Here is a 24,222-nt window from a genome sequence, read left to right as displayed (position 1 = left end):
TCTACTGCGTCTCCTGAGGCTTACATTTTTTCCGGGGCGGAAACGCCCAGGAGGTCGAGGCCGTTGGCCAGTACCTGGCGCGCCGCGCAGGCCAGGGTCAACTTGGCATTGCGATCGGTCGCGTCGTCCACCAGCACCGGCGTCCCGTGATACCACGTGTGGAAGGCGTGCGCCAATTCGCGCAGGTACTGCGCGACCAGATGCGGTTCCAGCGCCACGCCGGCCGCTTCCACCACTTCCGGATAACGCGAGATCTCGTTCATCAGGGCCAGCGATGCGTCATCGGCCAGGCGGCCCAGATTGGACAGGCCGGTGCCCTGTTCGTAGATCAGCCCCTTCTCCTGCGCCTGGCGCAGCAGGCTGCAGACGCGGGCATGCGCGTACTGCACGTAGAACACCGGGTTGTCGTTGCTCTGCTGACGGGCCAGGTCGATGTCGAAGGTCAGCTGCGAATCGGGCTTGCGCGCGATCAGGAACCAGCGGGTCGCGTCGCGGCCGGCTTCTTCGATGAGGTCGCGCAGGGTGAAGTAGCTGCCGGCACGCTTGGACAGCTTCACTTCCTCGCCGCCGCGCATGACGGTGACCATCTGGTGCAGCACGTATTCCGGCCAGCCCTGCGGGATGCCCACCTCCATGGCCTGCAGGCCGGCACGCACGCGCGCCAGTGAACCGTGGTGGTCCGCGCCCAGTTCGGTGATCGCCCGCTCGTAGCCGCGCTGCCACTTCGACAGGTGGTAGGCCACGTCCGGCACGAAGTAGGTGAAGGTGCCGTCGGACTTGCGCATCACGCGGTCCTTGTCGTCACCGAAGTCGGTGCTGCGCAGCCACAGCGCGCCGCCTTCCTCATAGGTATGGCCCGACGCCTGCAGCTTGGCCACCGCCTCGGCGACCTTGCCGTCGGCGTACAGCGAGCTTTCCAGGAAGTAGATGTCGAAATCCACGCCGAACGCGGCCAGGTCCAGGTTCTGCTCGTTGCGCAGGTAGGCCACGGCGAAGCGGCGGATCGCCTGCAGGTCGTCCGGGTCCTTGGCGCCGACCACCAGGGTGCCTTCCAGGTCGACGCTGGCGCCGGACATGTAGGCACGGGCCACGTCGGCGATGTAGTCGCCACGGTAGCCGCCTTCCGGCCAGCCTTCCTGGTCAGGGGCAATGCCCTTCACGCGGGCCTGGGTCGACAGCGCCAGGTTCTCGATCTGCACGCCGGCATCGTTGTAGTAGAACTCGCGCTTGGCGTTCCAGCCGTTGGCATCGAGCACGCGTGCCACGCAGTCGCCGATGGCCGCGGCGCGGCCGTGGCCGACATGCAGCGGGCCGGTCGGGTTGGCCGACACATACTCCACGCCTACCGTGCGGCCATTGCCGGACAGGTTGCGGCCGTAATCGGCGCCTTCCTTGATGACGGTGACGGCTTCACGCTGGTACGCGGCCGGCGCCAGGTGGAAATTGATGAAGCCGGGGCCGGCGATCTCGACCTTGCTGACGTCTTCGCTGCGCGGCAGTGCCTCGACCAGCGCCTGTGCCAGTGCGCGCGGATTGCTGCGCGCGGCCTTGGCCAGCAGCATCGCGGCGTTGGTGGCGAAGTCGCCATGGTCGCGGGTCTTCGGGCGCTCGACCACGAAGTCCGGCGGCAGGGAGTCGACGGGCAGGGTGCCATTGGCGCGCAAGGCTTCGATGCCTTGGCTGATCAGGGCGCGGAGGAGATTTTTCACGAGGCCTGCTGTGAGAATGAGCGGCGGAATCGCCCATTTTAGCGCAGATGCCGGCCTCAACGCTGACCGGGGCCTGCCTGCCAGGGCACGCATCGCGGCGTGCTGCTGCGGGGCTCATCCGACCAGGCGGGCCTGCAGCGGTGGCAGAAGACCCCGTTCAGCAAATGAAACGGGCCGCCCTTCGCCGACCACGAAGTGGTCCAGCAGGCGGATGTCGACCAGTGCCAAGGCCCGTTGCAGTTCCTCGGTGATCTGCGCGTCGGCGGCCGAGGGTTCCGGGTCGCCAGAGGGATGGTTATGGCTGAGGATGACCGCAGCGGCGTTGTGCAGCAGGGCTCTGCGCACCACTTCGCGGGGGTAGACCGGGGCCGCATTGATGGTGCCGGCGAACAGTTCCTCGCACGCGATCAGGCGGTGGCGGTTGTCCAGGAACAGGACCACGAACAGTTCCCGGGCCTGCCCGCGCAGGCGGTGCTGCAGGTAGCGGCCGACGGCGCCCGGGTTGTTGCCTACCGCTTCGCCCTGTTGCAGTTCAGCGGCCAGGTAGCGGTGGGCCAGTTCCAGCCCTGCGGCCAGCGTGCAGCTGCGAGCCGGCCCCAACCCAGGGAGTTTCGATAGTTCGCGGGCGGAGCGGTCCAGCAGCACCCGCAATGGGCCGTGGGCGAGCAACAGGTCGCGCGCGGTCTGTACCGCGTCCCGGCCGCCAATGCCGGAACCCAGGAACAGCGCCAGCAGTTCGGCATCGGACAGTGAGGCGGGGCCGCGGGCCTGCAGCTTCTCGCGGGGGCGCTCTTCTTCGGGCCAATCATGGATGGGCATGGCACCCATCATGGCGATCATCGCCGACCGCTCCCATAAGCCCTTGCCGCACCTGCGGGTCGGCCAAGCCCTCAGCCGCGCCGGGTCTGCAGGTAGTCGTAGAGTTCCTGGTTGGTCTGCAGGCCCAGCTTGCGCATGGCTTCGGCCTTCTGCCGGCTGATCGTCTTCGGGCTGCGTCCGCTGCGGTCGGCGATGGCGTTGATGTTCAGGCCGTCGGTCAGCAGCTGCAGCACTTCCAGTTCGCGTGTCGACAAAGCGGCCGGTGGGTGGGGAAACAGCAGATCGCGGGCCTGCAGGTGGCGCCGCAGCTGGTCGGAAACGAACACCTGCCCGGCCATGGCGGCATGCAGGGCCTGCGGTAGTTCGGCGAAGTCGGCGCTCTTGTCGACCAGACCGTGTACGCCATCGCGCAGCAGGCCATCGAGCAACCCCGGGTGCCTGGCCCCGGTCAGCACCACCACGGGAAGGTCGGGATGGCGTTGGCGCAGCTCGGCCAGCAGTTCGGGCCCGTCCGGGCCAGGGCCGGGCATGGACAGGTCGGTGAGTACGGCGTGGCAGGGCTGCTGGACCAGCAACTGCAGCAGTCCGGCACCGTCGGCAGCGGCACCGGCCACATCCATCTGGTGACGCTCAAGCACGATTCGGATGCCGTGCAGGACGACCGGATGGTCGTCGGCAATGATGATGCGCGGTTGCACGGGAAACTCCTCGGAAATCGAACGGCGCACCTGGGTGGCCAGCGACGATTCTGCAAAGCGGTGACGCGAAGAGGTATAGGAAAGTTCCGAATCGGCGTGCAGCAAACCCGGAAAACGCCCTGGGCCCCCGCCCATGTGCTGATAGCCGCCCGCTATGTGCCGCGTGCACCGGGAGGTTGCTGGCCTTCGGGTAAGCTAACGCCCTCGTTTGCACAGGAATTCCAGGTGGCTGATTCTCCCAACGCTTCCCCGACGCGGATCCGCGCGCTGGAAGGCCAGAAACTGCTCTTGTGTGTCGGTGGCGGGATCGCGGCCTACAAGGCCCTGGAACTGGTTCGACGCCTGCGTGATGCCGGTGCGCTGGTGCAGGTGGCGATGACGGCCGGCGCCCAGCAGTTCGTCACTCCACTCAGCTTCCAGGCCCTTTCCGGCCAGCTGACCCGCACTACGTTGTGGGACAGCGCCGCCGAACAGGCCATGGGCCACATTGAACTGGCACGCTGGGCCGATCGCATCGTGATCGCGCCGGGTACCGCCGACCTGCTGGCCCGCCTGGCCCAGGGCCACGCCGACGACCTGGTCAGCACCTTGTGCCTGGCCAGCACCGCACCGCTGACGGTGTGCCCGGCCATGAACCATCGGATGTGGCTGCATCCGGCCACCCAGGCCAATATTGCCCTGCTGCGCCAGCGCGGTGCGCAGGTGATCGGTCCGGTCGATGGGCCGCTGGCCGAAGGCGAATCCGGCCCCGGTCGTTTGGCCGAGCCGGCCGACATCGTCGCCGCCCTGGCCGCCAACGGCACTGCCGCTGCCGCCGCGCCGGAAACGCGCGCCCTGCAGGGCCTGCGCCTGCTTATCAGCGCCGGCCCGACCTATGAAGACATCGATCCGGTGCGTTACGTGGGCAACCGCAGCAGCGGCAAGATGGGCTACGCGCTGGCCGCCGCTGCCGCCGGGCTCGGTGCCCAGGTGGTCCTGGTCAGCGGCCCGGTGCAGCTGCCAACGCCGCCCGGCGTGCAGCGCATCGATGTGCGCTCTGCCGCGCAGATGCGCGAGGCGGTACTGGCTGCGCTGCCGGCCGACATCTACATCGGTGCTGCCGCCGTTTCCGATTACACCCCACGCCAGGTTGCCGCGCAGAAGCTGAAGAAGACCGCCGACAGCCAGTCGCTGGTGATCGAGCTGGTGCGCACCCCGGACATCCTGGCCGAGGTTGCCGCGCAGACGCAGTCGTTGAAGCTGGTGGTCGGCTTTGCCGCCGAGACCCACGACGTGGAGAAATATGCGCGCGGCAAGCTGGTCGACAAGCGCCTGGACCTGGTGATCGCCAACCAGGTGGGCATCAGCGGCGGTGGTTTCGAGAGCGACAACAATGCCGCCACGGCCTTCTGGCAGGATGGCGAACAGGTATTCCCGGCTACTTCCAAGCGTGAGCTGGCCGAACAACTGCTGGCGCTGATCGCGCGGAGGCTTCAGGCATGACCCAGGCAAGCAACACCCACGGACTCTCCCCGCAACCGTTGCAGGTAAAGCTGCTCGACCCCCGCTTCGGCGACAGCTGGCCGCTGCCGGCCTATGCCACCGAGGCCAGCGCTGGCATGGACCTGCGCGCGGCGCTGGAAACCGCGCTGACCCTGCAGCCGGGCGATACCGCACTGGTCCCCAGCGGCCTGGCCATCCATATCGCCGATCCTCATCTGTGCGCAGTGATCCTGCCGCGTTCGGGCCTCGGCCACCGCCATGGCATCGTGCTCGGCAACGGCACCGGCCTGATCGATGCCGACTACCAGGGGCCGCTGCTGATCAGTGTCTGGAACCGTGGCCGCGAGGCCTTCACCATCGAGCCGGGCGATCGCATCGCCCAGCTGGTGGTCGTGCCGATTGCCCGCGTCAGCCTGCAGGTGGTGGATACTTTCACCGACAGCGTGCGGGGAACGGGTGGATTCGGCCATACCGGGGTGCGTTGACAGGGGACATCGATGAGCGGCATCGGGGAAGCACAGCGGGGAAAGACGTTGGGACGCAGCGCGCCATTGCTGGGCGTGCTGCTGGTACTGCTGGCCGCCTGGTTCGGCTGGAGCGCGGTGCAGCAGTGGCGGCAGGCCGCCAGCGGGGACGCGCTGGAACAGGCGCGCGACCAGGCTGTGCAGGGGCTGCAGCAGGCTGCCTCCGGCCAGTTGCAGCAGCTGCAGCAGCAGTTGAAGGGCGACCGCGTGCAGCAGGCGCTGCAGGCCGGTGATGCCGCCGGCGCCGCGTTGGCGCTGCGGGAAAGCTGGACCGGCGTCGAACAGGTGGAGGTGCTGGGCGCTGACCTGGCCGCAGGCTATGCCGACGCGGCCACCTTTGGATACGCACGCCTGGCCCTGCTGGAATCGGCGCTTGCCGACGGCAAGGCAAGCCTGCGCGTGGTCCGCGATGGCGGCGGCAACCGCCTGGGTCTGGCCGCACCGGTGCAGCTGGCCGGTGTCGGACCGGCGGTGGTCTATGTCCGCCAGCCGCTGCTGCGGTTGACTGCGCCGCTGGACCAGGTACAGGCCCCCGGCAATGGCTTCCTGGCGCTGCGCCAGGGGACGCACAACATCGTAGTACAGGGTGATACCGGCCTGTCCGAGAGCGCCGAAGCAATGGCGCGCCCGGTGGCGGGAACGCCGTTGCGGCTGGCCGCCGGGGTGCCGAATGTGGAACCTGGCCCGCTGGGGCTGGGAGCCCTGACCAGCGCGATTGTCGCGCTGCTGCTGGCCTTCATCGCGGCACTGCTGGTGGTAGGCCGTGGCCGGCTGCCGAAGTCGTTGCCGCTGCCCAGCCGGCGCAGCGCGGTGGCCGACGCCGATCACGGCCCGACCCTGCGTGAAAGCCTGCAGATGGTCCCGCCGGCGGTGCCCGGCGAGGCCGTGGCCGAGGCTGCGCCACCTCCGCCGCCACCGGTTCCGGCCGAGGAGCTGGCTGCAGGCATCTTCCGCGCCTACGACATCCGCGGCGTCGTCGGCAGCGAGCTGACCGCGCGTACCGCCGCGCTGATCGGCCAGGCCATCGGCACCGTCGCCCTTGAGCAGGGCCTGCGCGAGGTGGTGATCGGTCGCGATGGGCGCCTGTCCGGTCCCGAACTGTCGGCCGGCCTTGCCGAAGGCCTGCGGCGTGCCGGCTGTGCGGTCATCGATATCGGCCTGGCGCCGACCCCGGTGGTGTATTTCGCCGCCTTCCACCTGCGCACCGGTACCTGTGTAGCGGTCACCGGCAGCCACAATCCGCCGGACTACAACGGTTTCAAGATCGTCATCGGTGGTGAGACCCTGTCCGGCGATGCGATCACCGACCTTTACCAGCGCATTGTCGAAGGCCGTCTGGTGCAGGCTGCGGAGCCGGGTGATTACCAGCAGCGCGAGGTCGCCGCCGATTACATCCAGCGTATTGCCGATGACGTGCAGCTGGACCGCCCACTGAAAGTGGTGGCCGACGCGGGCAACGGCGTGGCCGGTGCCTTCGCCCCGCAGCTGCTGGAAGCGATCGGCGCAGAAGTCATCCCGTTGTACTGCGATGTCGACGGCACCTTCCCCAACCATCACCCCGATCCCAGCGAGCCGGCCAACCTGGAAGACCTGGTGCAGACGGTCAAGCGCTTTGGCGCCGACCTCGGCGTGGCGTTCGATGGTGATGGCGATCGCCTTGGCGTGGTCACCAGTGAAGGCAGGATCATCTACGCCGACCGTCTGCTGATGCTGTTCGCCGCCGACGTGCTGATGCGCAACCCGGGCGCGATGGTGATCTACGACGTGAAGTGCACCGGCAGGTTGTCCGATCACGTGCTGCGCAACGGCGGCAGCCCATTGATGTGGAAGACCGGGCACTCGCTGATGAAGGCGAAGATGCGCGAGACCGACGCCGAACTGGCGGGCGAGATGAGCGGCCACTTCTTCTTCAAGGAACGCTGGTTCGGCTTTGACGATGGCCTGTACGCCGCTGCACGCCTGCTGGAGATCCTGGCCCAGCGCGAGGAAACGCCGGACGAAGTGCTGGCCGAACTGCCGGAAATGGTGGCGACGCCGGAGCTGAAGGTGCCGGTGGCCGAGGGCACCCCGCATGCGTTGATGGCGATGCTGGTGGCCGCTGCGCAGTCGCAGGACAACCCGTATGTCGGCGGTCGCCTGTCGACCATCGACGGCCTGCGGGTGGACTTCGCCGACGGCTGGGGCCTGGTTCGCGCCTCCAACACCACGCCGGTGCTGGTGCTGCGTTTCGAAGGCAACGACGAGGCGGCGCTGGAGCGTATCCAGGCACTGTTCCGCAGCCAGCTGCAGCCGGTGCTGGGCGATACCCCGCTGGGGTTCTGAGGTGGCGCCGGGCTGCGCCCGGCACCCGCGGTAGTGCCGGCCGCTGGCCGGCAACCTCAACAGCAACAGCGGGCACTCCATGGGTTGGTGGAGCGGTGTCGGAGTGCGGGGACGCCGCAAGTACGTCCTTGTAGGCTTGGCAGCCGCATCCATGCGGCTGACACCCCGCACTCCGACACCGCCCCACCTCTGACAATTTCCCGGTGCTGTTGGTGGGTGTCGACCTTGCTCGACACAGTAGATCCACGCCATGCGTGGATGCTCTTCGATGGATGTCCATCCACGCATGGCGTGGATCTACTTGTCTGGTGGGTGCCGACCGTTGGTCGGCACGCCTCACCCCTTGAACCGCAACCCCACGCCCGGTTCGGTGAACAGGTAGCGCGAATCCAGCGCCGAGTCGCCCAGCTTGTGCCGCAGCTTGCCGACCAGGATGCGCAGGTAGTGGGTGTCGTGCTGGTGGGTGGGTCCCCAGATTTCCTGCAGGATCTGTGGCTGGGTGACCACCCGCCCGGCATTGCGCAGCAGCAGCGACAGCAATGCGTACTCCTTGCGGGTCAATGCCACCAGCTCGCCATCGATCGCCACTTCACGGCGCACCAGATCCACGTGCAGGTGGCCATCGTCGAACACCGGCGGCGTGCCATCGGTCGGCACGCTGCGTGTGCGCAGCAGCGCCCGCACCCGCGCCATCAGTTCCTGGGTGCCGAAGGGCTTGGTCACATAGTCGTTGGCGCCGTTGTCCAGTGCACGCACTTTCTCGGTTTCGCCGGCACGCACGGTCAGCATGATCACCGGCACCTGGCTCCATTGCCGCAGCTGCTCCAGTACCTCGTGGCCTTCCATGTCCGGCAGGCCGATGTCCAGGATCACCAGGTCCATGTCCTCGCTGGCAGCCATCTGCAGGCCTTCCTGGCCGGTCGCGGCCTGGCGCACCTGGTAGCCCTGTGCGCGCAGGCTGATGTCCAAGAACCGGCGGATCTGGGTTTCATCGTCGATCACCAGCACGCGCGGGGCCGGCGTGCTGGCATCAGTCGGGGTCGGACTCATCGTGGGAGGCTGGCTTGAGCAGGGGCAGGGTGATGCGGATCAGGGTACCGCGACCGTCGCGCCCGGGCAGCGCCTGCACGCTGCCGCCGTGTGCGCCGATCATGCCCTGGCAGATGGTCAGGCCCAGGCCGGTGCCGTGCCGGCCGCGGTCGCCGCGTTCGACGCTGTAGAACATGTCGAAGATGCGGGCGCGCTCGTCGTCGGGAATGCCGGGGCCGGCATCGATCACGTCGATGCGCAGCTGACCGTCCAGCTCCCGCGCCTGCACCTGCACGGCGGCATCGGCAGGCGAGAACTTGGCAGCGTTCTCCATCACGTTGAACACTGCCTGTTCCACCAATGCCGGATGCACCCAGATCGGTGCCAGCGTCGCCGGAATATCCAGCTCCAGCCGTACCTTCGGCTGGTAGCGCTGCAGGCGACGGGCCGCCGAACCGATCAGCTCGTCCACGCCTATCCAGTCGCGGTTGATCTTCAGGCCCTCGTGGCCCAACCGGGTCATGTCCAGCAGGTTCTGGATGTAGCGGTCCAGGCGCTCGCCTTCGATCAGGATGGTGTCCAGCAACGCGCGGCGGTCGGCCAGATCCATCGCCGCGCCGTAGCTGGCCAGGCTGTCGGCCGAGCCGATCATCGCTGCCAGCGGCGAACGCAGGTCGTGCGAAACCGAGGAAAGCAGGGCAGAGCGCAGCCGCTCGGTCTCGTTGCTTACATGCGCCTGTTCCAGCTCGGCCACCAGGCGCGTGCGCAACGCGGCCTGGGCGATGTCGTCGACCATCGCTTCGGCCAGCTGGCGTTGTTCGGGCAGCAGCCGCGCCTGCGCACCCGGCAGGTACAGGCCAGCGACGCCGATCGCGCGGTCTTCGCCGTCCAGCAGCGGCAGGAACCACCATTGCGCGCCGGCCAGGGTATCGGTGAAGCGGCCACTGGGCTGGCCATGGCGCAGGGCCCAGTCGGCCGCCGCCATATCGGTATCACCGGGCAGGCTGCGGCCACCGGACGCGGTATCGGCGCCAATCCGCAGCCAGGCCGGTACGTCCATTGCCTGTTCCAGCGCATGCCGGCCGGCCTGTGCCACTTCGCCGTTGCCGGCCGCGCTGGCCAGCTGCCGGCCCAGCTGCTGGCGTGCGCGTGCGTGGCGGTTGGCCGCGCGCAGTGCGATCACCTGCATGCGCAGGCGCGACGCCAGGCGTCCGGCCACCAGCGCCGCCGCCAGGAACAGGAACACGGTGATCACGCCCTGCCGCGCGCCGATGGCGAAGGTGAAGCGCGGCGCGATGAACAGGAAGTTGTAGGCGAGGAAACACAGGATCGCCGCCATCACCGCGACACTGGCGCGGGTACGCGCAGCCACCAGCACTACCGCCACGATGAACACCATCGACAGATCAGCCATGCCCACCCAGCGTTCGACCAGCCATGCCACCGCGCAGGCGAGGGCAGTGGCGATCAGGGCCTGCAACGGCTCGTGGCTGACCCCGCGCATCGGTGGCAGCAGCCCCTCTCGACGGGAACGCGCACGCGCCTGCGGCGTGCTGATGATGGTGATCTCGTAGTGCGCGCCGCGCTGGATCAGCTGTTGGGTCAGGGTGCGGTTGAACATCCGCGCCAGCGGCCGTTCGCGGGTACGCCCCAGCACCAGCGTCGATACGCCGTTGTGCGCGGCGTGGTCGAGCAATGCATCGGCGATGCTTGAACCATGCAGCAGCTCGGCTTCGCCGCCCAGGCGGCGGGCCAGCGCGAACGCAGCATCGATCTCGCGCCGGGTCGCTTCGTCCTGGCGGCGCCCCTGCACCGTCACCACCGTCCACGGTGCATCGCGGCGTTCGGCGATGCGCCGTGCCACCCGCACCAGGTATTCGCTCTGGCCACCGCCGTCGATCGCCACCAGCACGCCACGTCGCAGCGGCAGATTGCTCTCGCCGCGCGCGGCGCGGGCTTCGCGCAGGCTGCTGTCGACACGGTCGGCGGCCTCCTGCATCGCCAGCTCGCGCAATGCCGTCAGGTTGGCCGGCGAGAAGAACGCCTGCAGGGCCTGCGCGGCCTGCTCGGGCACGTACACCTTGCCCTGCTGCAGGCGTGCGATCAGTTCGCGCGGTGGCAGGTCGACCAGCACGATGTCATGCAGGCGGTCGAGCACGCCATCGGGCACGGTCTCGCTGACACGCACGCCGGTGATGCGCATCACCACATCGTTGAGGCTTTCAAGATGCTGGATGTTGACCGTGGTCCAGACGTCGATGCCGGCGTCCAGCAGTTCCATCACGTCCTGCCAGCGCCGTTCGTGGCGGCTGCCCGGCGCATTGCGATGGGCCAGCTCGTCCACCAGCACCAGCGCGGGTTTCCTCGCCAGCACGGCGTCCAGATCCATCTCCTGCAGGTCGTGGCCATGGTAGGCCACGTCCTTCAGCGGCAGCCGCGGCAGGCCTTCCAGCAGGGCCTGGGTATCGGCACGGCCATGGGTCTCCACCAGCCCGACCACCAGGTCCACGCCACGGCGCAGCTGTTCCTGCGCGCGGGTCAGCATGGCGTAGGTCTTGCCGACGCCGGGCGCAGCGCCCAGGAACACGGTGAGCTTGCCACCGGCCTCGCGTTGCAGTCCTTCCACCAGGGCGTTGGCCTGGCGGGTCCGCAGATCAGTCATGGGAGCCGCTGTCATGGCCGCCATTGTGCGCGCAACGCGTGCAGCCCTGCATCACGGCGCGCGTGCCGCGTGGTCCAGTGCGAAGTTCAGCGTCACCACGTTCACCCGTGGCTGGCCGAATACGCCCCATTGCCGGCCCTGCGTGTTGGCCTTCACCAGTGCCTGCACCTGCTCGACGGGCAGGCCGCGTGCACGTGCCACCCGGGCCACCTGCAGCTGCGCTGCCGCCGGCGACAACTGCGGATCCAGGCCGCCGCCGGACTGGGTGACCAGATCGGCAGGCACCTGCGCGGGCGTTACGCCTTCGCGCGCGGCCACGGCTGCGGTGCTCGCCGCCACACGCTCGGCCAGCGCCGGGTTGCTGCGGGCCAGGTTGGAGCCGGCCGCCGCCATCGGGTCGTAGTTGGCGGCCGACGGTCGCGCCTGGAAGTAGCCATCGCCGGTGAACGGCTGCGACAGCCATGCCGACGCACGCACCTGGCCGCTGCCATCGCGCAGCAGGCTGCCTTCGGCTTGCGCCGGGAAGGACAGGCCGGCAAAACCGGTGGCGATGCCGGCGTAGACCGCACCGGCCAGCAGCAGGGTGGCCACGCCCAGGGCAATGGCCGGGCGCCAGCTGGCGCCATCCTGCAGCGTGGCCACGCGCGCCTCGCGCTTCAGCTCGCGGGAAAGGGAAGGGGAGTCAGAACGGTTCATGCGCCGAATACCAGGACAAGAAGGAGGTCGATCAACTTGATCGCCGCGAACGGCAGCAGCACGCCACCCAGGCCGTACACCAGCATGTTCCGGCGCAGCAGCGCCGTTGCGGTGGCCGGGCGGAAGCGCACACCGCGCAACGCCAGCGGGATCAGGGCGGGAATCACCAGGGCATTGAAGATCAGCGCCGCCAGCACCGCATTGCGCGGGCTCGACAGCTGCATCACGTTCAGCGCGGCCATCGCAGGCACGGTGGCGGCAAACAACGCCGGCAGGATCGCGAAGTACTTGGACACGTCGTTGGCCAGCGAGAACGTGGTCAGCGCGCCGCGGGTGATCAGCTGCTGCTTGCCCACCTCCACCACCGCCAGCAACTTGGCCGGGTCCGAATCCAGATCGACCATGTTGCCCGCTTCCTTGGCCGCCTGCGTGCCCGAATTCATCGCCAGGCCGATGTCGGCCTGGGCCAGCGCCGGCGCATCGTTGGTACCGTCGCCGACCATCGCCACCAGGCGGCCACCGGCCTGCTCGGCACGGATGCGGGCCAGCTTGTCCTCGGGCCGTGCCTCGGCGATGTAGTCATCCACACCGGCTTCGGCGGCGATCGCAGCAGCCGTCAGCGGGTTGTCGCCGGTGATCATCACCGTACGGATGCCCATCGCCCGCAGCTGTGCGAACTTCTCGCGCATGCCGTGCTTGACCACGTCCGACAGCTCGATCACGCCCAGCACATGGCGACCCTCGGCCACCACCAGCGGCGTGGCACCGTTGCGCGCGACCTGGTCCACGCGCCCGGCCAGTTCGGCCGGTACGGTGCCGCCGAGCGCCTGCACATGGGCACGGATCGCATCGGCAGCGCCCTTGCGGATCTGCCGGCCGTGCACCAGGTCGACACCGGACATGCGGGTCTGCGCGCTGAAGGCCAGGTAGTCGGCCTGGTCCGGCTCGGCGGTGCTGCAGCCCTGTTCGCGGGCCAGGCGCACGATCGACTTGCCTTCCGGGGTCGGGTCGGCCAGCGATGACAGCAGCGCCGCCTCACGCAGCTGGTCGGCGTCGATTCCGGCCAGTGCGTGGAAGTGGCTGGCCTGGCGGTCGCCGTAGGTGATGGTGCCGGTCTTGTCGAGCAGCAGCACGTCGACGTCACCGGCCACTTCCACCGCCTTGCCCGACTTGGCCAGCACGTTGGCGGCCAGCGCACGGTTCATGCCGGCGATGCCGATGGCCGGCAGCAGGCCACCGATGGTGGTCGGGATCAGGCACACCAGCAGCGCTATCAGCAGCAGCGGATCCACCTTGACGCCCACCGACGCACCGATCGCCGGCAGCGTTGCCACCACCACCAGGAAGGTCAGCGTCATCGCCGCCAGCAGCAGGGTCAGCGCGATTTCATTCGGGGTCTTCTGACGGTTGGCGCCTTCCACCAGCGCGATCATGCGGTCCAGGAAGCTGTGTCCCGGCTCGGCAGTGATGCGTACGACGATCTGGTCGGACAGCACCTTGGTGCCGCCGATCACGCCGGAGCGATCAGTACCCGCCTCGCGCAGCACCGGTGCCGACTCGCCGGTCACCGCCGCTTCGTTGATGGTGGCCAGGCCCTGCACGATCTCGCCGTCGGCCGGCACCAGCTCGCCGGCACTGACGATCACATGGTCACCGGGGCGCAGTTCCGCGGCGGGCACCTGGGTCTCGCTGGCACCGGCCTGCGCCGATGCAAGACGGCGCGCCACCAGGTCCTGGCGAGCGCGGCGCAGCGAGGCGGCCTGGCCACGGCCACGTGCTTCGGCCACGGCCTCGGCGAAATTGCCGAACAGCACGGTGACCAGCAGGATCGCGGTCACCGCCAGGCCGAAGCCCAGTGGCGCATTGCCGGTCAGGGTGATGATCGCGGCGACGATCGTACCGGCCATCACCACCGCCATCACCGGGCTGCGTACCAGATGCATCGGCGACAGCTTGCGTACGGCCTCGATGAGCGCGCGGCGCAGGCCGGCGGCATCGAGCAGGGCCGGGCGGGAAGCCACGGAAGAGGAACGGTTTGCGGTTGCGTGACTACTCATGGGGTGTCCTCAGTGCAGTCCCAGGCTCAGGTGGTCGGCGATCGGGCCGAGTACCAGCGCCGGCATGAACTGCAGCACGGTCAGGATGACGATCACCGAGACCAGGGTCAGGGCGAACGTCGGGGTTTCGATCTGCAGGCTGCCGGCCGATTCAGGGGCCTGCCGCTTGGCGGCCAGCTGCGCGGCCACCACCAGCGGGATGATCAGCAGCGGGAAGCGGCCCAGCAGCAGCACCAGCGAGCAGCTCAGGTTCCACCAGGGCGTGGCGTCACCCAGGCCCTCGAAGCCCGAGCCGTTGTTGGCGTAGGCCGAGACGTACTCGTAGAACACCTGGCTGATGCCATGGAAGCCGGGATTGGAGGTGCCCGCCAGACCGGGCACGGCCAGCGTGATCGCGGTGAACAGCAGCAGGGTGATCGGCTGCAGCAGCACCAGCAGTGCCAGCAGGCGCACCTGCGGCGTTTCCAGCTTGCGGCCGAACAGTTCCGGTGTACGGCCGGTCATCAGCCCGGCCAGGAACACACCCAGCAGCAGGTACACGATGAACTGCTGCAGGCCGCAGCCGATGCCGCCCCAGATCGCGCTGACCAGCATGTTGACCATCGCCAGGCCGCCAGACAGCGGGCTCAGCGAATCGTGCATGCCGTTGACCGAACCGTTGGAGACCTGGGTGGTCACCGCCGCCCACAGCGCGGTGCCATCGGCGCCGAAGCGTACTTCCTTGCCTTCCATCAGCAGCGGCGTGGTCGCGCTGGCGCTATGGCCCTCGCTCCATACCATCGCACCGGTGGACAGCAGCGACATGCCGAGCATGCAGCTGAACACCAGCGCGCCGAAACGACGGCGCCCGGTGAACGCGCCGATCATGAAGATCACCGCCATCGGCACCAGCAGGATGCCGATCACCTCCAGCATGTTCGACACCGGGGTCGGGTTCTCCAGCGGGAAGCTGCTGTTGGGGCCATACCAGCCGCCGCCGTTGGCGCCCAGCTGTTTGGCCGCGACCATCGCCGCAACCGGGCCCAGCGGCAGCTTCTGCTGCGCCATGCCGGCACTGGCATCGATCGGCGTGGCCTGCGGGCCACCGTCCATCGTGGAGGGCACGCCCTGGCTGGTCAGCAGCAGCGCCCATACCAGACACAGCGGCAGCAGGAAGCGCACGCACAGGCGCACGACGTCGGCGTAGTAATTGCCCACCGCCACCTGGCGGTCATCGCCCGCGGCGGGCGCGGTAACCGATTTCGGCGCGCGCGAGAACAATGCACGCAACGTGGCCACGGCCAGCGCCAGGCCCATCATCGGCGTCACCACCTGCAGGCCGGTGATACCGGTCATCTGCGAGAAGTAGGACAGCTGGGCCTGGCCGGAATAGTGCTGCTGGTTGGTGTTGGTCAGGAACGAGATCATCGTGTGCAGCGCCGTGTCCCAGCGCATGTTCGGGATCTGGTCCGGATTCAACGGCAACCACGCCTGGGTCATGAACACGGCCTGGGTCAGCACCGCGATCACCACGTTGCTGAGCACGAATGCCAGCACGTAGCCGCGCCAGGACATCGAACGTGAAGGATCAACGCCGAGCACCTTGTACAGCGGCTTTTCGATCCAGTGGAACAGCACGTCGACCTTCATCGGCGTGCCGCGCATCACCCGGGCCAGATACAGGCCCAGGGGCCAGGCCAGCAGCAGGCTGGCGGCAAGAATGGCAAGAATTTCAGTCATGGCAGGCTCCGCTCAGAACGACTCGGGCCGCAGCACGACATAAAGAAGATAGGCGGCGGCAACCAGCACCAGCACGCCACACAGCAACGACAGCCAGGGGGACATGGAATTGAGACCTGGTGGAACCCCTCCACCTCAGGCCGCCATCGTCGTCCCCGCCCCCATAAACGCACTACGCGCCGGACAGGGCCGACGCGTAAAAAGTGCATAAATTTCGGGGGCCAGGCCGTAACCCGGCATGCGGTAGCACCGGGCCATGCCCGGCGAGCAGCGCGCCGTTCAACCCGCCGGGGGCTGTGCCGGTACGTCCACCGGCGCCAATCCCTTCAGCTGCCGATAGCGCTGCAGGCTGCTTTCGATTTCGACCTTCAATGCCTGCTGCTGCTGTTCGAAACTGGCCAGCAGCCGTTGCTGCGACTGCAGCTGCGCATGGCGCTGGCCGATCGCCTGGGCCTGCTTGTCGGCCACCTTGGCGCCGGCCAGTTCGCGGTCGCCGGCGGCAGCAAGCAGGCCCACCAGCGATTCGCGCAGGCTGGCCACGTTGTACTGGGCGGTCTTGAGGTTGTTGTCGAGCACCTCCTGGCGCTCGGCGAACACGCGCCGCAGCGCATTCTCATCACCGTAGGTGGTCAGCATCGCCTGTTCGGTACGCTGCCGGGTCTGCTCGGCCATCTGGTCCAGTTGGACCTGCGCCGCCGCCGTGCTGGCGGCAGCGCGTTCCTCGTCGCTCAACGCGCGCTGCACCTGCGCGTTGCGCAGGCCGCTGTTGGCGCTGAACTCATCGCGGGCGTGGTTGACCGCGTCGGCCGGCAGCGCATCGCTGCAGATCCGCTCCTTGCCCTCGTTCCAGCAGTACAGCTTCTTGTCTGCGGCCTTGCCTCTGGACTGTGCCAGCAGCGTCTGCGGCATCACCAGCAGCAGGCTGGCAGCAACGATGGCAGGAACTCGGAACATGCGACCTTCCCCCTGGTGGTCAGCGCGTGGAACGGACGCCGTACTGGGCGCGATAGGCCTCCAGCGGCTGCCGGTAACCTACAAGTTCCGGATTTCCGGACGCGAAATCAAGCAGGTCGGCCAGCGTCGCCACGGCGATCACCGGGATGCCGGCTTCCTCGGCCACGGCCTGTGCGGCGGAGCGATGGTCGCTGTCCGAGGCGATCTCCTGGCGGTCCAGGGCCACCACGATGCCGGCCGGAATACCGCCCGCAGCGCGGATGATCGCCAGCGCCTCGCGGATGGCGGTGCCGGCGGTGATCACGTCGTCGACGATCAGCACGCGCTTGCCGGTCATGTCGGCGCCGATCAACTGGCCGCCTTCACCATGGTCCTTCACTTCCTTGCGGTTGAACGACAGCGGCAGGTCGCGGCCACGCTGGGCCAGCTCGCAGGCCATTGCGGTGGCCAGCGGAATGCCCTTGTAGGCCGGGCCGAACACCACGTCGTACTTGATCCCGGTGGCGTCGATGGCGTCGGAATAGCACGCCCCCAGCTGAGACAGCAGGGAACCGGAGTCGAAACGGCCGGCGTTGAAGAAATAGGGGCTCAGCCGGCCGGACTTGAGGGTGAACTGGCCGAAGCGCAGGGCATCGGCGGTCAGGGCCAGCTGCAGGAAACGGTGACGGTGGTCGCTCATCAAAACTCGATTCATCTTCATTTGGAGCGCAAATCCTAATCCAGCTGGGCTTTCTGCGCTCGTCCGGCGCCTTCACGTGGGGATCGGCAGCTGCCCCCGCGGGCTGCTCAGCCCAGCAGGCAACCGGTATGCTTGCCCGGTTTCCCGCCGTAGGTTCTTCTGCATGCGCATCATCAGCTTCAACGCCAATGGCATCCGCTCGGCCGCCACCAAGGGCTTCCTCGACTGGTTCCGTGGCCAGGACGCCGACGTCCTCTGCATCCAGGAGACCAAGGCCCAGGAAGACCAGCTGACCGACCCGATGTTCCGCCCGGACGGCCACCATTGCTTCTACCGCGATGCCATCACCAAGAAGGGCTACAGCGGCGTGGCGATCTACAGCAAGCGCGAACCGGACCAAGTCATCACCTCGCTGGGCTGGGCCCCGTTCGACGACGAAGGCCGCTACATCGAGGCGCGCTACGGTAACCTCAGCGTGGTCTCCTTCTATATCCCGTCCGGCAGTTCGGGCGACCTGCGCCAGGGCTTCAAGTTTGAAGTGATGGAGTGGCTGCGGCCGATCCTCGAGGAATGGGCGCGCAGCGGCCGCGACTACGTGCTGTGTGGCGACTGGAACATCGTCCGCTCGGCGCTGGACATCAAGAACTGGAAGTCCAACCAGAAGAACTCCGGCTGCCTGCCCGAGGAACGCGACTGGCTCAATGCCCTGTGTGCCGACCATGGCCAGGCAACCGATGTGGGCGCAGGTCGCGGCTGGGCCGATGCCTACCGCCTGCTCAACCCGACCGGCGAGGACTACACCTGGTGGAGCAACCGTGGCGCCGCCCGCGCCAACAACGTGGGGTGGCGCATCGACTACCAGTTCATCACCCCGGGCCTGCGTGAGCGCCTGCGCAGCTGCTCGATCTACCGCGACCAGCGCTTCTCCGACCACGCGCCGTTCATCGTGGACTACGACCTGTGACCGAGGCTGCCAAGCCGCGCCGATCCTGGCGGCAGGTGCTGGCCAACCTGCGCCAGCGCAAGGTGCTGGCGATGCTGCTGCTGGGCTTCAGTTCGGGGCTGCCGATCTACCTGGTGGGCAACACGCTTGGCTTCTGGATGCGCAAGGAAGGCATCGAGCTGAGCACCATCGGCTTCCTGTCGTGGGTGGGCCTGGCTTACACGATGAAGTTCCTGTGGGCGCCGATCGTCGACAAGGCCGACGTGCCACTGTTCGGTCGGCTGGGGCGTCGTCGTGGCTGGATGCTGCTGTCGCAGATCGTCGCCGCGGTGGGCCTGGTCGGCATGGCGTTGGTCCAGCCCAAGGGCGGCCAGTTGCTGCTGCTGGGAATCGCCTGGGAGCATGTGGTGGTCTTCGGCGCGATGGCCGTGGTGGTGGCCTTCGCCTCGGCCACTCAGGACATCGTGATCGACGCCTGGCGCATCGAGAGCGCAGACAACAGTGAACAGCTTGGCCTGCTGACTTCATCGTCCGCGCTGGGCTATCGCACAGCGCTGCTGGTCACCGATGCCCTGATCCTGATCATCGCCGCCCGCGTCGGCTGGCAGGTGTCCTATGAGCTGATGGCCGCGCTGATGGCACTGGGCGTGGTGGCGGTGGTCATGGCCCGCGAGCCGGCCCGCGAGATCCAGGCAGTGCAGGCGCAGGCCGCCTCGTTGTGGACGCCACGCGGCCTGTTCGATGCAGTGGTCGGCCCGTTCGTGGCGTTCGTACGCGAACATCGCAGCGGCGCGATCCTGATCCTGGTGGCGATCAGCGTCTACCGCATGGCCGACTTCGTCATGGGGCCAATGGCCAATCCGTTCTACGTCGATCTCGGGCTGGACGAGGACACCGTGGGCGCTGTGCGTGGGTCGGTTGGCCTGGTGGCCACCTTCATCGGCATCGCCGCCGCTGGCCTGGTGTCCGTGCGCTGGGGCGTGCTGGCGGCGCTGTTGGCTGGCGCCGTGCTGGGCCCGGCCTCCAACCTCGCCTTCGCCTGGCTGGCCTATTCGGGGCCGGACACCACCCACTTTGCTGTCGCAATGGCCGTCGACAATTTCGCCAGCGGTTTCGCGGGTACCGCGCTGATCGCCTACATGTCGAGCTTGACCAGCATCGGCTATACCGCCACCCAGTACGCCTTGCTCAGCTCGTTCTACGCGATGCCCGGCAAGGCGCTGAAGGGCTTTTCCGGCTGGTCGGTGCAGACCCTGGCTCAGGGACGCACGCTGCTGGAAGGCTACGCACTGTTCTTCATCGGTACTGCCCTTGTCGCGATCCCGGTGGTGATCCTGTGCGCGATGCTGATTCTGCAGCAACGCCGGCGTGCCGTGGCCTGACAGTTGCCCGCGTCCCCGGCGTGCGGGATGATCGCCCCGACGCGCCGAGGGGGCGGTGCCTTGCGAACGGGGAAGTGAGCATGGCCGACGTAGTGCTGCGGGACCTGGACCCGCTGCTGCTGGAACGCATCAAACGGGTCTCGGTGGCCCGGGGCTGGACCCACGAACAGACCTGTGCGGTCCTGCTGGAGCAGGGCCTGTTCAGCAGTGAACTGGAGGTCCGCTCCGGCTTCGGCGATCCCGAAGTCGACGCGCTTTCCGACGCGATCGCCGCACTGCAGGCGCTTCCCGCCGGCCAAGGCTTCGATTGATCTGATGTCGAGTCGCCGGGCATGGCCCGGCGCTACCGCGCACCGCCGACGGGTAGCGCCGGGCCATGCCCGGCGGATGGCGTCACCTCACGCCGGATGGATCGCCCCGAGAATCCGCGGCCCCGTCGCCCCGGTCACGCTCGGCAGGTTGCCCGGCAGCCCGTCCATCGTCCGCTGCGCCAGCCAGGCAAACCCCATCGCCTCCACATACTCCGGGTCCAGCCCGTGCAGCGCCGTGGACTCCACCACCACGCCCGGCAACCGCGCCGCCAGCCGCCGCATCAACTGGGCGTTGCGCACGCCACCGCCGCACACCAGCACCCGCCGGGTGTGCGGCTGCTGGACCAGCAGCGCATCAACCACCGTGGCCGCGGTCAGCTCCAGCAGTGTCGCCTGCACATCGGCTGCGGCGAACTGGCCTTCCTCCATGTGTGCCTCCGCCCACGGCAGGTGGAACTGCTCGCGCCCAGTGCTTTTGGGCGGCGGCAACGCGAACCACGGGTCCGCGCGCCAGCCGGCCAGCAGGCTGTCATCCACCGCACCGCTGGCTGCGTAGGCGCCGTCAGCATCGAAGCTGCGCCCGGTATGGCGTTGGCACCAGGCATCCATCAACGCGTTGGCCGGGCCGGTATCGAAGCCACGTACGACGCCCTCGCGGGGAATCAGGGTCAGGTTGGCGATCCCACCCAGGTTCAGCACCGCACGGTCCTCATCGGCCGCACCCAGCATGTCCTGGTGGAAAGCCGGCATCAGCGGCGCTCCATGGCCACCGGCGGCAACGTCACGGCGGCGGAAATCGCACACGGTGGTGACGCTGGTCAGCTCGGCGATGCGGTTGCCGTCGCCCAGCTGCACGGTGAAGGCCGGGTCGGCCAACGGTCGATGGCGCACCGTCTGCCCGTGCGAGCCGATGGCTCGTACCTGCGAACGGTCGACACCGGCTTCTTCCAGCAGCTGGTTGGCGGCGGCGGCGAAGCTGATCGCAATCCGCGCGTCCAGTTCGCCCAGCTCCTCCAGCGACTGCAGCGGGCCGCCTTCGCCGAGGGCCACCAGCCGCGCCCGCAGCACCGGCTCCCAGCGGGCGGTCAGCCCGTGCACGAAGCGGCACCCCCCATCGGCCGGGAACTGCACCAGCGCGGCATCGATGCCGTCAGCGCTGGTGCCCGACATCAGGCCCAGGTAGAGGGGAAGGGACGGATCGGCAGTGGTGTTCATGGCGGGCATAAAAAAAGGACACGGCAAGCTTGTGCTGCCGTGTCCTCCTTCGTCAACGCAGGGCTCAGCCGCGCTTGCGGCCGGCCGGTGCCTTGTCCTTGGCGCTGGCCACCTCGGTGCTCGCGCCTTCGGCGGCCGGCGCGGGGCTGGCGTCGGCGTAGATCAGCTTCTCCATGCCCTGGATGCGGGCCATCGCCGGCGCGGTCTGCGCCCGGAAGGCCACCAGCTCGGCGCCCTTCAGCGGCTCCGGCGGCGGCATGGTCACCGTCAGCGGGTTGCGGTGCTCGCCATTGACGCGGAATTCGTAGTGCAGGTGCGGGCCGGTCGCCAGGCCGGTCGAGCCGACGTAGCCGATCACCGTGCCCTGGGCCACGCGCTGGCCATTCTTGATCCCGGCAAAGCGCGACATATGGCCGTACAGAGTGGTGTGGCCACGGCCGTGGTCGAGGATCACCACGTTGCCATAACCGCGCTGCACGCCGACAAACTGCACCCGCGCATCGCCGGCGGCCATGATCGGGGTACCGGTGCGCGCGGCGTAGTCCACGCCCTTGTGCATGCGCATCTTGCCCAGCACCGGGTGTTTGCGCGCGCCGAAGGTCGAACTCAGCCGGGCGAACGGGATCGGCATGCGGATGAAGCTCTTCTTCAGCGAACGGCCGCTGATGTCGTAGTACTCGGACTTGCCGTTGCGGTCGAAGCGGAAGCCGGAGTAGGTCTTGCCGCCGGTGGTGAAGGTCGCCGCCAGGATCTTGCTGGTATCGACCTTCTCGCCCTCGCGCCAGGTCTCATCCATCACCACGCTGAAGCGGTCGCCCGGCTGCAGGTCCTTGGAGAAGTCGATGTCGTACTTGAAGATGTCGTCGGTCATCGTCGCGATCGCCGACGGTGACAGTCCGGCACGGCGCGCGGCCGCATACAGCGAACTGGTGATCTCGCCGCTGGTGACCACCGTGCGCGTGGATGTCTCGCGCTTGGTCACCGTTTCCTTGATGTCATTGCCGCTCAGGCTCAGTTCGACCCGGTTGTCGGCATCGCGGTCGAAGCGGATGCTGCGCAGGTCACCGGACAGCGGCATGTCGAAGGCGATCTCGGCACCCGGGCGCAGCTTGGTCAGCGATTCGCGCGCACCCGGATGGTCCAGCACCCGGTGCAGGGTGGTGGCGGAGATGCCGGCCTTGTCGAACAGGTCGCTCAGGGTCTGCCCGCGCTGCACCCGCAGCACCTGCCAGCTGTCGCCGGGGATCTGCTGCTGGCGGGCCATTGCCAACGGCGGCAACGGCAGTGCCAGGCTGGTGTGGCTGTCGGCGTAGGGCGCATCGATGGTGTGCGAGAAGCCCGGCACGATCGTGGCCACCAGCGCGCCGATGGTCACAAACAGGCTGGCGTGCATCCAGTGACGGCGCGTCCAGCGCTCATTGAACGCAGCGGGAAGGTGTTGCCTCAGCTTCCGGTGCAGGGCGTTGTCGTGCAGGACGTGGAGTCGTTCCTGGAAGCGCTGCTTGCGTGCGCGGCCTTGATCGGAATTGAGCATCAGATGTCGGTCTCTGGCTGACCCGGGAACGCGGGCCCAAACGCCGGTAACATAGACACCTAACAAATTCGCGTCAAACCCTTGTGCCTATTGGCTTTTGTGAAGCCGATCGGGTTAACTTCGCTTTAACACCCCACATAAGAAACGGCGTTGCCGGGAGTAGTCACGTGTCCTCGATTGAAGAAGCCCTTGCCCTGATCGGCCGCGGTGCCGACGAGATCCTCAAGCTCGAGGATCTGCGCGCGCGCCTGCAGGAAGGCCGCCCGCTGCGCATCAAGGCCGGCTTCGACCCCACCGCGCCTGACCTGCACCTGGGCCACACGGTGCTGCTGAACAAGATGCGTCAGTTCCAGGACCTCGGCCACCAGGTCATTTTCCTGATCGGCGACTTCACCGGCATGATCGGCGACCCCTCCGGCAAGAGCCTGACCCGCAAGCCGCTCAGCCGCGACGACGTGCTGGCCAACGCCCGTACCTACGAGGAACAGGTGTTCAAGGTGCTGGACCGCAGCCGCACCGAGGTCCGCTTCAATTCGGAGTGGTTCGGCAAGATGAGCGCGGCCGACATGATCCGCCTGGCCGGCCAGCACACCGTGGCACGCATGCTCGAGCGCGACGACTTCGCCAAGCGCTATGCCGCCCAGCAGTCCATCGCCATCCACGAATTCCTGTACCCGCTGGTGCAGGGTTACGACTCGGTAGCCTTGGAAGCGGACGTCGAGCTGGGCGGTACCGACCAGAAGTTCAACCTGCTGATGGGCCGTGGCCTGCAGGAACACCACGGCCAGAAGCCGCAGGTGGTGCTGACCATGCCGCTGCTGGAAGGCCTGGACGGCGTCAACAAGATGTCCAAGTCGCTGGGCAACTACATCGGCATCAGCGAGCCGGCCATCGACATCGTCACCAAGACCATGAAGGTCGATGATGCCCTGATGTGGCGTTGGATCGAGCTGCTGTCCTTCGATATCAGCCAGGCCGAAGCGGCCTCCCTGCGCGAGCAGATCGCCGCCGGCCTGAATCCGCGCGTGGTCAAGCTGCGCCTGGCCCGTGAACTGGCGACCCGGTTCCACGATGCGGCAGCGGCCGAGCAGGCGATTGCCGGCTGGGAAGCCGCCGTTACCGGGCAGGGCGACATCACCCAGCTGCCGCTGCAGGATGTGGCCATTCCGGCCGAGGGCCTGCGCATCGCGGCCCTGCTGACCGCCGCCGGCCTGACCCCGAGCAACTCCGAGGCCAACCGCAAGCTCAAGGAGCGTGCGGTGAAGGTGGACGGTGAAGTGGTGGAAGACGGCCAACAGGTACTGCAGCCCGGCTTCGAGGGGCTGCTGCAGGTCGGCAAGCGCACCTTCGCCCGCGTGCGCCTGGTCGCTGCCTGACCGGAGGCAGGGGCCGGCGCAGCCGGCCCCTGCTTCTGCTCCTGCAGAGCGGCGCTGGCGCTCTGCCGCTGTTCGCGGGGTCCTGCGGCGGCGCCTTTGCATGAACGGATG

General features: G+C 67.9%; 20 protein-coding genes. 7 read left to right on the top strand and 13 right to left on the bottom strand.

Annotated elements, in window-relative coordinates; all coding sequences use genetic code 11:
* Nucleotides 1-20 precede the first annotated feature (20 nt).
* The 3 genes from argS to K5K93_RS11120 form a co-directional block, all read right to left on the bottom strand.
* Nucleotides 21-1,709 carry an arginine--tRNA ligase gene (gene argS, locus K5K93_RS11130; RefSeq protein WP_222387904.1) on the bottom strand — a complete coding sequence of 563 codons (1,689 nt, stop codon included), beginning with the start codon at nucleotides 1,707-1,709 and terminating at the stop codon, nucleotides 21-23.
* 114 nt (nucleotides 1,710-1,823) lie between these two features.
* The gene (gene radC / locus K5K93_RS11125; RefSeq protein ID WP_222387903.1) at nucleotides 1,824-2,528 is read right to left on the bottom strand and encodes a DNA repair protein RadC; all 705 of its coding nucleotides are present in this window, start codon (nucleotides 2,526-2,528) and stop codon (nucleotides 1,824-1,826) included.
* A gap of 71 nt (nucleotides 2,529-2,599) precedes the next feature.
* Entirely contained in the window at nucleotides 2,600-3,226 is a 627-nt protein-coding gene (locus tag K5K93_RS11120; RefSeq protein ID WP_093821309.1) for a response regulator transcription factor, read from the bottom strand.
* Nucleotides 3,227-3,451: 225 nt separating this feature from the next.
* Between K5K93_RS11120 and coaBC the strand changes: the two genes are divergently transcribed.
* Genes coaBC through K5K93_RS11105 form a run of 3 tightly spaced genes read left to right on the top strand, consistent with a single transcriptional unit; the run spans nucleotide 3,452 to nucleotide 7,554 of the window.
* Nucleotides 3,452-4,708 carry a bifunctional phosphopantothenoylcysteine decarboxylase/phosphopantothenate--cysteine ligase CoaBC gene (coaBC, locus tag K5K93_RS11115; RefSeq protein ID WP_222387902.1) on the top strand — a complete coding sequence of 419 codons (1,257 nt, stop codon included), beginning with the start codon at nucleotides 3,452-3,454 and terminating at the stop codon, nucleotides 4,706-4,708.
* The gene (gene dut / locus K5K93_RS11110) at nucleotides 4,705-5,193 is read left to right on the top strand and encodes a dUTP diphosphatase (RefSeq protein WP_108264953.1); all 489 of its coding nucleotides are present in this window, start codon (nucleotides 4,705-4,707) and stop codon (nucleotides 5,191-5,193) included. Before coaBC ends, dut begins: the two co-directional genes overlap by 4 nt.
* Nucleotides 5,194-5,205: 12 nt before the next feature.
* On the top strand, nucleotides 5,206-7,554 hold the full coding sequence (locus K5K93_RS11105; protein WP_222387901.1) for a phosphomannomutase/phosphoglucomutase: 2,349 nt from the start codon (nucleotides 5,206-5,208) through the stop codon (nucleotides 7,552-7,554).
* Nucleotides 7,555-7,890: 336 nt separating this feature from the next.
* Here the strand turns inward: K5K93_RS11105 and K5K93_RS11100 are convergent, their stop codons facing one another.
* From K5K93_RS11100 to pyrE, 8 genes are all read right to left on the bottom strand, one after another.
* Entirely contained in the window at nucleotides 7,891-8,604 is a 714-nt protein-coding gene (locus K5K93_RS11100) for a response regulator transcription factor (protein WP_080150427.1), read from the bottom strand.
* Nucleotides 8,585-11,245 carry a sensor histidine kinase KdpD gene (locus K5K93_RS11095; RefSeq protein WP_222387900.1) on the bottom strand — a complete coding sequence of 887 codons (2,661 nt, stop codon included), beginning with the start codon at nucleotides 11,243-11,245 and terminating at the stop codon, nucleotides 8,585-8,587. The genes K5K93_RS11100 and K5K93_RS11095 overlap by 20 nt, the downstream gene beginning before the upstream one ends.
* 51 nt (nucleotides 11,246-11,296) lie before the next feature.
* Nucleotides 11,297-11,941 carry a potassium-transporting ATPase subunit KdpC gene (kdpC, locus tag K5K93_RS11090; RefSeq protein WP_222387899.1) on the bottom strand — a complete coding sequence of 215 codons (645 nt, stop codon included), beginning with the start codon at nucleotides 11,939-11,941 and terminating at the stop codon, nucleotides 11,297-11,299.
* Complete coding sequence (gene kdpB / locus K5K93_RS11085; protein WP_222387898.1) at nucleotides 11,938-13,998, bottom strand: potassium-transporting ATPase subunit KdpB; 2,061 nt, start codon at nucleotides 13,996-13,998, stop codon at nucleotides 11,938-11,940. Before kdpB ends, kdpC begins: the two co-directional genes overlap by 4 nt.
* A gap of 9 nt (nucleotides 13,999-14,007) precedes the next feature.
* The gene (gene kdpA, locus K5K93_RS11080) at nucleotides 14,008-15,717 is read right to left on the bottom strand and encodes a potassium-transporting ATPase subunit KdpA (protein ID WP_222387897.1); all 1,710 of its coding nucleotides are present in this window, start codon (nucleotides 15,715-15,717) and stop codon (nucleotides 14,008-14,010) included.
* A 12-nt stretch (nucleotides 15,718-15,729) separates the two neighbouring features.
* Nucleotides 15,730-15,822 (bottom strand): potassium-transporting ATPase subunit F, encoded by a 93-nt coding sequence (locus tag K5K93_RS11075; protein WP_005407770.1) that lies wholly within the window; start codon nucleotides 15,820-15,822, stop codon nucleotides 15,730-15,732.
* Nucleotides 15,823-15,996: 174 nt separating this feature from the next.
* The gene (locus K5K93_RS11070) at nucleotides 15,997-16,671 is read right to left on the bottom strand and encodes a hypothetical protein (protein ID WP_093821298.1); all 675 of its coding nucleotides are present in this window, start codon (nucleotides 16,669-16,671) and stop codon (nucleotides 15,997-15,999) included.
* A 19-nt stretch (nucleotides 16,672-16,690) separates the two neighbouring features.
* Nucleotides 16,691-17,350 carry an orotate phosphoribosyltransferase gene (gene pyrE / locus K5K93_RS11065; RefSeq protein ID WP_025879424.1) on the bottom strand — a complete coding sequence of 220 codons (660 nt, stop codon included), beginning with the start codon at nucleotides 17,348-17,350 and terminating at the stop codon, nucleotides 16,691-16,693.
* A gap of 163 nt (nucleotides 17,351-17,513) precedes the next feature.
* On the opposite strand from pyrE, the gene K5K93_RS11060 reads away from it, so the two are divergent.
* The 3 genes from K5K93_RS11060 (at nucleotide 17,514) to K5K93_RS11050 (ending at nucleotide 19,986) form a co-directional block, all read left to right on the top strand.
* Nucleotides 17,514-18,314 (top strand): exodeoxyribonuclease III, encoded by an 801-nt coding sequence (locus K5K93_RS11060; RefSeq protein WP_222387896.1) that lies wholly within the window; start codon nucleotides 17,514-17,516, stop codon nucleotides 18,312-18,314.
* On the top strand, nucleotides 18,311-19,675 hold the full coding sequence (locus K5K93_RS11055; protein WP_222387895.1) for an MFS transporter: 1,365 nt from the start codon (nucleotides 18,311-18,313) through the stop codon (nucleotides 19,673-19,675). Before K5K93_RS11060 ends, K5K93_RS11055 begins: the two co-directional genes overlap by 4 nt.
* A gap of 80 nt (nucleotides 19,676-19,755) precedes the next feature.
* A complete protein-coding gene (locus K5K93_RS11050) occupies nucleotides 19,756-19,986 on the top strand; it encodes a hypothetical protein (protein WP_025879428.1) in 231 nt (76 codons plus the stop codon).
* 87 nt (nucleotides 19,987-20,073) lie between these two features.
* On the opposite strand, the gene K5K93_RS11045 is transcribed toward K5K93_RS11050, so the two are convergent.
* Together K5K93_RS11045 and K5K93_RS11040 are read right to left on the bottom strand one after the other, a co-directional pair.
* The gene (locus tag K5K93_RS11045) at nucleotides 20,074-21,201 is read right to left on the bottom strand and encodes an anhydro-N-acetylmuramic acid kinase (RefSeq protein WP_222387894.1); all 1,128 of its coding nucleotides are present in this window, start codon (nucleotides 21,199-21,201) and stop codon (nucleotides 20,074-20,076) included.
* A gap of 64 nt (nucleotides 21,202-21,265) precedes the next feature.
* Nucleotides 21,266-22,735, bottom strand: coding sequence for a peptidoglycan DD-metalloendopeptidase family protein (locus tag K5K93_RS11040; protein ID WP_222387893.1), 1,470 nt, complete (start codon nucleotides 22,733-22,735; stop codon nucleotides 21,266-21,268).
* A 167-nt stretch (nucleotides 22,736-22,902) separates the two neighbouring features.
* On the opposite strand from K5K93_RS11040, the gene tyrS reads away from it, so the two are divergent.
* Nucleotides 22,903-24,111, top strand: a complete 1,209-nt coding sequence (tyrS, locus tag K5K93_RS11035; RefSeq protein ID WP_032977018.1) for a tyrosine--tRNA ligase — start codon at nucleotides 22,903-22,905, stop codon at nucleotides 24,109-24,111.
* Nucleotides 24,112-24,222: the final 111 nt, after the last annotated feature.

The sequence above is a fragment of the Stenotrophomonas sp. DR822 genome (genome assembly GCF_019793815.1).
GTDB classification, from domain to species: domain Bacteria; phylum Pseudomonadota; class Gammaproteobacteria; order Xanthomonadales; family Xanthomonadaceae; genus Stenotrophomonas; species Stenotrophomonas indicatrix.
The sequence above is the reverse complement of the archived record's forward strand: the minus strand, read 5'-3'. Positions and strand labels throughout refer to the sequence as shown.

What these genes read in the sequence shown, in the direction of transcription:
- K5K93_RS11075 (WP_005407770.1), bottom strand. Translation starts at nt 15,822, where the DNA reads ATGTCCCCCTGGCTGTCGTTGCTGTGTGGCGTGCTGGTGCTGGTTGCC.
- radC (WP_222387903.1), bottom strand. Translation starts at nt 2,528, where the DNA reads ATGCCCATCCATGATTGGCCCGAAGAAGAGCGCCCCCGCGAGAAGCTG.
- K5K93_RS11100 (WP_080150427.1), bottom strand. Translation starts at nt 8,604, where the DNA reads ATGAGTCCGACCCCGACTGATGCCAGCACGCCGGCCCCGCGCGTGCTG.
- K5K93_RS11045 (WP_222387894.1), bottom strand. Translation starts at nt 21,201, where the DNA reads ATGAACACCACTGCCGATCCGTCCCTTCCCCTCTACCTGGGCCTGATG.
- K5K93_RS11060 (WP_222387896.1), top strand. Translation starts at nt 17,514, where the DNA reads ATGCGCATCATCAGCTTCAACGCCAATGGCATCCGCTCGGCCGCCACC.
- kdpC (WP_222387899.1), bottom strand. Translation starts at nt 11,941, where the DNA reads ATGAACCGTTCTGACTCCCCTTCCCTTTCCCGCGAGCTGAAGCGCGAG.
- dut (WP_108264953.1), top strand. Translation starts at nt 4,705, where the DNA reads ATGACCCAGGCAAGCAACACCCACGGACTCTCCCCGCAACCGTTGCAG.
- K5K93_RS11040 (WP_222387893.1), bottom strand. Translation starts at nt 22,735, where the DNA reads ATGCTCAATTCCGATCAAGGCCGCGCACGCAAGCAGCGCTTCCAGGAA.
- kdpA (WP_222387897.1), bottom strand. Translation starts at nt 15,717, where the DNA reads ATGACTGAAATTCTTGCCATTCTTGCCGCCAGCCTGCTGCTGGCCTGG.
- K5K93_RS11105 (WP_222387901.1), top strand. Translation starts at nt 5,206, where the DNA reads ATGAGCGGCATCGGGGAAGCACAGCGGGGAAAGACGTTGGGACGCAGC.
- K5K93_RS11095 (WP_222387900.1), bottom strand. Translation starts at nt 11,245, where the DNA reads ATGACTGATCTGCGGACCCGCCAGGCCAACGCCCTGGTGGAAGGACTG.
- pyrE (WP_025879424.1), bottom strand. Translation starts at nt 17,350, where the DNA reads ATGAGCGACCACCGTCACCGTTTCCTGCAGCTGGCCCTGACCGCCGAT.
- K5K93_RS11070 (WP_093821298.1), bottom strand. Translation starts at nt 16,671, where the DNA reads ATGTTCCGAGTTCCTGCCATCGTTGCTGCCAGCCTGCTGCTGGTGATG.
- kdpB (WP_222387898.1), bottom strand. Translation starts at nt 13,998, where the DNA reads ATGAGTAGTCACGCAACCGCAAACCGTTCCTCTTCCGTGGCTTCCCGC.
- K5K93_RS11050 (WP_025879428.1), top strand. Translation starts at nt 19,756, where the DNA reads ATGGCCGACGTAGTGCTGCGGGACCTGGACCCGCTGCTGCTGGAACGC.